At 42.9% G+C, this 8,460-nt stretch carries 8 protein-coding genes and 1 riboswitch; of the genes, 1 reads left to right on the top strand and 7 read right to left on the bottom strand.

The features are described from left to right. Positions 1-67: 67 nt before the first annotated feature. From HWQ38_RS05180 to HWQ38_RS05155, 6 genes are all read right to left on the bottom strand, one after another. Positions 68-403, bottom strand: a complete 336-nt coding sequence (locus HWQ38_RS05180) for a type II toxin-antitoxin system PemK/MazF family toxin (RefSeq protein WP_292790707.1) — start codon at positions 401-403, stop codon at positions 68-70. Then, entirely contained in the window at positions 381-710 is a 330-nt protein-coding gene (locus HWQ38_RS05175) for a DUF2281 domain-containing protein (protein WP_292790705.1), read from the bottom strand. Before HWQ38_RS05175 ends, HWQ38_RS05180 begins: the two co-directional genes overlap by 23 nt. Positions 711-1,089: 379 nt before the next feature. Next, a complete protein-coding gene (locus tag HWQ38_RS05170; RefSeq protein WP_292790703.1) occupies positions 1,090-2,361 on the bottom strand; it encodes an MFS transporter in 1,272 nt (423 codons plus the stop codon). Between the two features lie 212 nt (positions 2,362-2,573). Then, positions 2,574-3,512, bottom strand: a complete 939-nt coding sequence (locus HWQ38_RS05165; protein ID WP_292790701.1) for an aliphatic sulfonate ABC transporter substrate-binding protein — start codon at positions 3,510-3,512, stop codon at positions 2,574-2,576. A gap of 345 nt (positions 3,513-3,857) precedes the next feature. Further along, a complete protein-coding gene (locus HWQ38_RS05160; protein ID WP_292790699.1) occupies positions 3,858-4,739 on the bottom strand; it encodes a TauD/TfdA family dioxygenase in 882 nt (293 codons plus the stop codon). Positions 4,740-4,765: 26 nt separating this feature from the next. Next, entirely contained in the window at positions 4,766-5,845 is a 1,080-nt protein-coding gene (locus tag HWQ38_RS05155) for a TauD/TfdA family dioxygenase (RefSeq protein WP_292790695.1), read from the bottom strand. Between the two features lie 764 nt (positions 5,846-6,609). Here HWQ38_RS05155 and HWQ38_RS05150 point away from each other — a divergent pair. Beyond that, entirely contained in the window at positions 6,610-7,233 is a 624-nt protein-coding gene (locus HWQ38_RS05150; RefSeq protein WP_292790691.1) for a hypothetical protein, read from the top strand. A 305-nt stretch (positions 7,234-7,538) separates the two neighbouring features. Here the strand turns inward: HWQ38_RS05150 and HWQ38_RS05145 are convergent, their stop codons facing one another. After that, a complete protein-coding gene (locus HWQ38_RS05145) occupies positions 7,539-8,090 on the bottom strand; it encodes an N-acetyltransferase (RefSeq protein ID WP_292790688.1) in 552 nt (183 codons plus the stop codon). Positions 8,091-8,127: 37 nt separating this feature from the next. After that, positions 8,128-8,212, bottom strand: a riboswitch (ZMP/ZTP riboswitch). Between the last annotated feature and the right edge of the window lie 248 nt (positions 8,213-8,460).

The following is an 8,460-nucleotide window of genomic DNA, read 5'->3' as shown; positions in this document are numbered from 1 at the left end:
TTACTTTCAATCGGCTCTGCATTTATATTATGCAGCTTAAATGCCGATTAGCTTACTATAGACCTCGCTAATCTATAATTTCAATAATTTTATTAATGATCTCTGTTAATTTTTCAGGTTTTATTTCACCTGTTTGATATAAAATAATTTGCTGATCAGCAGTAAAAATCCGATTGGGTCTAATATTACTTTGCTGATTTAACCGACCACAGCTAAAATCACTATTATTTAATTGAATAGCATAGACATCGGCAACAAATTGGCTAGTAATTTGGCAAAGAATTAGGTCATCTCCCTGAAGTGTAGCAATAACTAAAGCAGGTCTACGTTTTATTTGAGTTAAGTCTGAAAATGGAAATGGACAATAACAACATCCCCTTTTACAAATCCTGCCATGCTGCATCTTCCTCTAGTCTTAACCAATCTTTTTGCAGTGATGATTCACTCATAATGGTAATTTCTAAAATTTTATCTTTCTGGGACTTAGCTTGTAAAAACTGAACAAAATCTAAAATTTCCTGTAACAAAGGTTCAGGTAATTTTTCTAGTTCTTGTATAATTTTTTCTTTAAGTATAATTGTCTGATTTCGTATTTTGGCAATATCTAAAATAATATTTATCATATCGGTTTTTGAATGAAAATATAAAACCAAACCAATTCTGCAACTGTGAAGTTTGATATGACACCCAGCAGCGATCGCTACTAACAATAGTTATTATATTTGGGATAGCCACTCATCATTGCCCTAAAATTAGGGATCTAGTACACCACGACGGAAATAAACCTTTAAGGTAATCACATAATCTGCTCAGGAACTGGGAGAACGTAATCCTTCTTGCTAGCTTAAATGAGAATACCATGTTCAGGAGATCGAATTTAGGAATGAAACTTGACGAAATCATAAGGGTTTCAGACGATGTTTTGTCAGATGACGAGAGCGTTATGCGATACCTTCTCTACGAGAGGCTTCTCTTTCAGAGACGCTAACGCGAACGCCAACGGTGAGCTTCTCTACGAGACGCTTCTCTTCGAGAGGCTTCGCCAACGCGAACGCTAACGCAGAAATTTTCCAAAGAGAAGCAACTTGTTTAGCGACCAATCCAACGGCTCACTGCTGGCAATTGTGCAGAGAACCATAGCGCACCTAAGATATTTAGACTGCCACAGACAATCAAGGCATTAGTCGCACCAAAATTATCTGCCAAAGTTCCAGCTAATAGATTTCCAAAGGGCATCATACCCACCATTGCTAGGGCATAAAAACTCATCACCCGTCCGCGCTTATCCTCGGCAACTAGGGTTTGGATAATCATATTACTACTGGTAATCAGCAGGATGGAAAAGCAGCCTGTAAACACTAGTATGATTATGGATAATCCAACTTGACGCGATAGTGAGAAGGAGATCAGACTCATCCCGATCAAGACTTGAGCGACTACAATCAAACGCTCTAAGCCTGCAATCCCTCGCCTGACACTCAGATACAAACAAGCAAGAAACGATCCAATCGGGGCTGAGACGCTCAGGTGAGCCATCGTAGTTGCATCCCCATTTAAAATCTTAACCGCGAAGATGGGCATGAGCGCGACATGAGACATCCCGACTAAACCTTGTAATGCCAGTATTAATAAAATTGCTCTAATGGGCTGGAATTTGGAGACATATTCAAAGCCCTCGCGCAATTTCTGCAAAGTATCACCAAGGCTCGTAAGAGTTTGCATCGGTCTGACTTTCAGCCGCATCGCTAGCAGGGTAAAGATGGCAGGGATATAGCTGAGGGTATCGTAGAGAAAACAATATTTCACTCCTAGCGTCGCAATCAAAATCCCACCCATAGCCGGTCCCAATACCAGAGAGGAACTTAACATCACTGAATTCAAGGCGATCGCATTGCCCCAATCAGCGCGATCATCTACGGTTTCGGTGACGATTGTATGACGCACGGGCATATCTAATCCCTTGAGAAAACCATTGAGAACACTCAGTACCAATAGGATGGGAAACGTGATCGAATTCCTAAAGGTAAGAATCGTTAATGCCAGGGAAACGCTAATTCCCAATATCTGCACTAGCATTAACAAATCACGACGACTCCAGCGATCGGACAATACGCCGGAAAACGGAATCACTAATAACGTAGGTAAAAATTGTACAAAGCCTGCAACTCCCAACAACCAAGCCGATTTAGTTAAATCGTATACCAGCCAAGGAATAGTTAATTGCTGGGTCATAAATGTCCCAGACATTGATAGTAACTGTCCCCCAAAAAACAGGCGAAAATTACGCCAGCGAAAGGCGGGTAAATACTGGTAAATGATATTACTTACGCGATCGCCTAATTGTCCGTTCCAAATTTTCATCAGGGCAGTTCTAATATGCTATACTAACAATTAGCGTAACTAATATTTATTTTGACTAATAATTATAGCATAATTGCGTAGTTTACCGCACTTCGGCAAGGCTCAGGGTAACACCTGCCCCGTTCGCGCAGCGCGATGCCCTGAGCTTGGCGAAGGGTCTCGTAGAGAAGGGCATCGCGTCTGATTTTGTAGCAAGCTTGCTGATTCAAAGGTTAAGCCTTATTCCTAAGGGCATCCGGTGTAATCGCTGTATACTGCTGGGCAGTTAAGGTTGCTCCTTTAACATCGACTTGTTTTGGCACAAGTTTCAGTTCATACAGAAGATCCGCAACCTTTTGTTGAGCGCTAATCACTTCCTCAGTAATTGGTCTCATGTCATATTTTCTTCTCGTCAGCGTCAACTCCATAGTATCGACATCAGTCTTGACCTTCGGTGCAAGGATTTCGGCAGCAGCCCGCCTGTTTTTGTTTGCCCACTGCCCAACTTCATAGTACTCTGACAAAATTGCTTTCAAGAGTTCAGCATTATTAATCGCAAAATCTCGTGAAGCTAGGTAATAACTTCCTGGCGTCTTAATTCCTTGCGCGTTTCGTAAGACCCGGATACTGCCTTCTTGTTGCAGCTTAATCAGATTAGGATCACCTTCTACAAAGGCATCAACCGTCTTGTTCAAAAACGCTGCTCTTCCATCTGCAATGGTTAAATTCACTGATTCAATATCACTGATTTTTAGCCCTATCTCTTCAAACGCTTTCACCACAAAATAGGTCTGAGCCGTCCCTCTAGAATAAGCAACTTTTTTACCTTTAAGACCTGCCAATGTTTGGATTGGAGAATCCTTTAGCACAACAATTGCGGAACCTTCTCCAGTACCTGGTGGGGTATTAACTACATAAATCAGATTGGTACCAGCTGCCTGAGCAAAAATTGGTGGTGTTTCACCGGTTGGTCCCATGTCGATACTACCCACATTTAAGGCTTCCAAGAGCGGAGGACCAGACACAAATTGAGACCAAGTAACACCTATTCCTTGAGGAGCTAAACGTTTTTCGATCGCGCCTTTTTCGTGGGTTAGATCCCCTGAAACTTGGTAGCCAAGCCGAACAACCTTAATACTGCCTTTATTGTTACTACTGGCATTAGTACTCAAAGTTGCACTGCTGCTATTGCCCGTGCTGCCCTTGTTTGTTCCACAACTGACTAAGGCAGTAAAAGACATTAACCCATAAAAAGTGTAAAGTAAATCACGTCTGGATATTGAGTACTTTCCAATTTGCGGTCTGATCATAGCTTTCTACCTCATCTTGACGCTGATACCGTAGGAGTAAAATCTCTGCAAGCTCACCGAATCCATTAGAGGGCTTTATCCTTGCCATTCGGCTATAACCCTCTAATTGCATCCGGTTTGGTGTCAAAACTAGCTTTTCCCCTCAGCTCTCGAAAGTGGAGAAGGAAAGGGGGAGTAAAGTTTTGTATCTGAAAGAATTCACAACCTTTAGAAAGGACGGCTTCCTCGAATGCTAACCCGCTTCAAAACCCGGGTTGCGTTGGAATTAAATTCGGGGCGATAGTGAGCCGTTGCCTGGTTGTCCCAATAAAGTAGGTCGCCCTTGCTCCAGTGGTGTTGATAAACAAAGTGGGGTTGCTTAATGTGTTCCCGCAACCGCTCAATTAGCTTTGCCCCTTCCACTGGGTCGTAATCAATAATATCTACCTCGCTAGCGGCATTTAGGAAGAGAACTTTCTTGCCAGTATCCGGGTGAGTGCGAACCAAAGGATGGGTAGCAACTCGTTCACCGGGTTCAACGGAACGACCGGCTGCGTAGCTAGGCTCAGGATACTCATCCCGATACTTGCCATAGAAATTAAAATGACGCACCTGTAAGCCAGCAATCTGCTCCTTAGTAGCATCATCTAGCTCTTCGTAAGCCTGAATCAAATTCACCCAATAGGTATCAGGGCCATTCTCAGGCAGTTCTACCCCATATAAAAATGAACCGCTAGATGGTGTAGGCAACCAGTCATGATCAATATGGGGTAAAAGTTCACGATAGTTGGGTGCAATATTGACGGAACTTTCTTCGGAGGCAGCATTTGCAAGAGTCAGGACAAGGGGCGGCAGATACGGCTCGGTTTCTCCTTTGCGGATATAGGCAGGTTGTTGGAGAATGTCGCCAAAGTAATTCGCAAACGCTAATAATTGGTCGTCACTCAATTGTTGATTTTTGAAGACGAGGATGTGGCGATCGCGCCATGCCTGTTTGAGTTGTAGAATTACTTCTGGTTGTGCTGCCAGACTGGCATCAACACCAGTCACAATTGCTCCTAAAGCTGCTTCAGTAGGCGTAATCTCAATTCGTGTTGCAGTAAATGTCATAAGAATTTCTCCTTGCACTTTGTAGCTTACGAAAGCACTGGTTGTGGTTCCTTAGACTCAGCTTTCTGCTTGAAGACAGTTGGTACTTCTGCGTTGAACACCTCACCTTGAACCACTTGGGAGCGGAAACCATCAACTCCAACTGGAACATCACCAGTAATGGTGGTGCGATATAACAGACGCTCGATATCCAAATGATCTAAATCTTGAGGAGCTAAATGCACAGTAGCGCGGTTATCCCAGAAGGCGATATCACCATTATTCCAACGGAAACGGGTGGTGTAGGCAGGTTTGGTAACTTGGTTGAAGAACAACTCAAGTAACAGTTTGCTCTCTTGTGGTGAGACGTCAATAATGTGCGAGGTGAAGCCAGGATTAACGAACAACGCACGTTCACCAGTCTCAGGATGAACCCTGACTACTGGGTGGATTGAGACTAGTGGATTAACAGCAATGCGCTCGTCGAATTTGCCATTGCGGGGCTGATACCCGCCCCCATTAAAGCGATGTTCAGCTTTTAATGTGTCTGCTAGCGATCGCAGGGGTGCTGAGAGTCCCTCATAAGCCGCAACTAGATTGCTCCAGTGAGTGTCACCGCCGAAGCTAGGGACATTAACCGCACGTAAAATTGACGCTGCTGGCGGGTTAATCGCCGCTGTTACATCTGTGTGCCAGGGGCCTCCAGTGCGAAAACCGTACTGCTTCTCATAGAGCTTACGATCTACGGGTTTGATCTGCGGGAATCCCGGTACTGGTTCAGGCTCTCCGAGTGGATGCGCGAAAGTTACTTCACCGAAACGAGATGTGAATTCAACCTGGGCAGCATGATCGATGTTCTGACCACGAAAGAACACGACTTTCCACTTCAATAGTGCTTTACGAATTTCTTTGACTTGATCATCATTCAGAGGACGGGAAAGGTCTACGTTACCGATTTCGGCACCGATGAAACCAGCTACTTGTTTAACTTCTATATGTTTGTAGCCCATGTAGATTCTCCAGAGTTTGATGTGTAGGGTGGTGTTCACACTCGCCTGTTTCCTTTGGAATTTTGCCAATATCTGATAGCAACATTCCTGTGCTGGGAGTAGAACTGAGAATATCATACATTATTCCGATAGATTTACAGTAGTATCTATTGATATTTAACAATTTCCTGTGTTTTTGCAGCTAGGATCTTCGGAATTGAGACACTGATGCCCAACTCTTGGAGAGGCTGCGCCAACGGCTTGGTGCAGTTGCTACCCTACGGGAACGCTAAAAGCGAACAAGTCGGGAGACCCTCTGTTAGCATCTGCTTCACCTGTTGCCCGTTAAGAGTTCCCTTTTAAGAACGAATGAGGGTTTAGTCCGTAATTTGGGGACTGGCAATCATTACCAGTTGCGACACCGAACAGCCCGTTGTAGACATCGCTGGGATTCTCCTCGCCTTCAAATACTCTCACAAGCAATTACTTTTATTTATCGTTTGGCAAAAAAAGAATATTTGCTTCTATCGGCGGGAAAGCTTAATTTTAGAGTATCAAGCTAAACACATACTGAATTAACTTGGTTTTACAAAGCTCGTACTGACGCTGCTGATGTCCAAAAAATTCCTGCTGAGGTAGTCAAACTAAGCTTTAAACAAGTGCAAATTAAAGTCCGCAAAAACAATAGTGAATTTGTCAATCGATAGGTCAATCCTAATAGACTTGGAAGTTTTACTAAGATTCAAGACTCAGGATTCCACTAAATCAAAACTTATGCAAAAATATTGAAAAAGCTTCATTAGGTTGGCAATAATTTTGCTTTTTAACTCTTTTACCCAAGTGTTAAGCAGCTAAGAACTTCCTTAGCTGATTACTAAAAATCTCAAACTAGGGAGAAAAATATGCAGGTCATCAAAATCATTCTTGTCGCTCTCGTGTTTATCGTGAATCTGACAATTGCTCAACCTTCTTGGGCAGGTAAAGATTTTACCAAAGGAACTGATTATATTGAGGTAACTCAGGAACTCAATCAACTTTTAAATGTGAAAGATAACCCTGAACAAGCTGGCTATACACCTGAGCAATTTCAAGCCCGATTATCACAATTGCAGTCTCAGAAGTATGTGATAGAAACGGCCAGAAAACGAGCGCAGTGCTTTAATCAAACCGGTAAAACTTTGGGTATCTACGCCAATAAACCGAAAAAATATCCAACTCAACTCTACTTCTTAGCAGCAGGGCAAATTACAGATGATGATTGGGATTGTGATGGTATCTACCTACCCGCAGGTACTCAGGTAGTTTTAAGTCCGAATACTGAAGTACAAGAGTTAACCCAACCCATTGCAGTCAAGTTTGTCGATGGTACACAGTCCATTGCTAGAACTAATCCAGCTACTGGTGCAATTGAATTGAATGTTGCACCTGCCAAAGTCTTCAAAGCTGGCGAAGGCAACTGGTTGCTACCTACGTTATCTCAGGCAGATATTGATGCGCAACTTCCTAGTCCACAAATCATTGACTAATGTTTGCTAGGCATTCAATTTTGATGTGATAAGTGCGTCAATTCTAATTACAGTAAATAATACTTTACCCCTCCTAAGCAAGAGGGGTTTTTAATTAATGGGAGATTGAACAGCATGCTGTTCAATCGCGCCTATCAGCAGGATAACTATATTGCTATTATCTAGATTTCGGAAATCAACCGTTGTGAGTTCATGCCACTAACACTTTGACATTGTTTAGAAGGGTATTTGAAATAATACGGTAGAGTCTACTAAAGTTAAAACGGCTGCAAATGCAGTGGGAACAGAAATTGTAGAATTGATTGCTACAGAAATACTAAAACTTTCTCAAAAACAATTGCATCAACCCACACATCTGAGTTGTAAATTAGTTCTCCCACTTGTTGATATCCTCGGCTTTTATAGAAAGACAAGAGCTTTAGGTGTGTCTTCACTCCATCCAACCATACAGCAGAGTAACCGCACTCAATGGTAAGTTTCTCAATAGCTTGCATACACCATGTTCCTATCCCTTTGCCTTGCCAAGATGGAAGTATTGCTAGTTTATGTATATACACTGCCGGAACATCTAATATCTGCCAAAGAATGTTTCCATACTTGATGTAGCTCAATGGAACTGTTGTCATCATCTCAAGTGTGAAGGTGCCAACTAGGTTCTCGCCGAGTGTAACGGCGTAAACCTCCTGCTCCATAGCATCGTGGAGCATTTGCTCAAGCGGATAATTTGGCGGCATCCAGTGACTCAAACCAAAGCGGTCTTTCATATCAAAACCGCAAGCCACTAAGATTTGGTGAAGGGATGGAACCTCAGATATGCTGGCGTGTTGGAGACAGAGTTGTTTGCTATCGCTAACCATAAACAGTTCCTCTAAAGACACATATTGCCTTACATAAAGTGGCTGCCCAGGCGTTCGGCATCAGATTTCCCCATGCTCCCTAGTAGTTTTTTCTACTTAAATCGCCAGTCACATGAGGAGGTTGATAGTTTTAGCTAATCTTTTAGCCATCAACAATATTAAATATATCCTTCTTCCGTCACTTTGGCGGTTTATATTTTGATAGCAACATTTTGACTGGGTTCGCATTCGCGTAGCGTCTCGAAGCGTGCGCCAAAGGCGCTCTCGCTCGTTTGACTTCATGCTATCTTTGCTATTTTCGACTTCCTCTTAACCGCGATACCTTCTCTACGAGAGGCTTCTCTTTCAGAGACGCTAACGCGAACGCCAA

The sequence above is a fragment of the Nostoc sp. NMS7 genome, assembly GCF_017115085.1.
Lineage (GTDB): Bacteria > Cyanobacteriota > Cyanobacteriia > Cyanobacteriales > Nostocaceae > Nostoc.
Note: the sequence above shows the minus strand (reverse complement) of the source record. Positions and strands in the feature narration are given on the sequence as shown.

Excerpts from the sequence above, each read along its gene's own strand:
- HWQ38_RS05180 (WP_292790707.1), bottom strand. The coding sequence starts at position 403 with ATGCAGCATGGCAGGATTTGTAAAAGGGGATGTTGTTATTGTCCATTT.
- HWQ38_RS05170 (WP_292790703.1), bottom strand. The coding sequence starts at position 2,361 with ATGAAAATTTGGAACGGACAATTAGGCGATCGCGTAAGTAATATCATT.
- HWQ38_RS05160 (WP_292790699.1), bottom strand. The coding sequence starts at position 4,739 with ATGACATTTACTGCAACACGAATTGAGATTACGCCTACTGAAGCAGCT.
- HWQ38_RS05155 (WP_292790695.1), bottom strand. The coding sequence starts at position 5,845 with ATGATATTCTCAGTTCTACTCCCAGCACAGGAATGTTGCTATCAGATA.
- HWQ38_RS05150 (WP_292790691.1), top strand. The coding sequence starts at position 6,610 with ATGCAGGTCATCAAAATCATTCTTGTCGCTCTCGTGTTTATCGTGAAT.
- HWQ38_RS05145 (WP_292790688.1), bottom strand. The coding sequence starts at position 8,090 with ATGGTTAGCGATAGCAAACAACTCTGTCTCCAACACGCCAGCATATCT.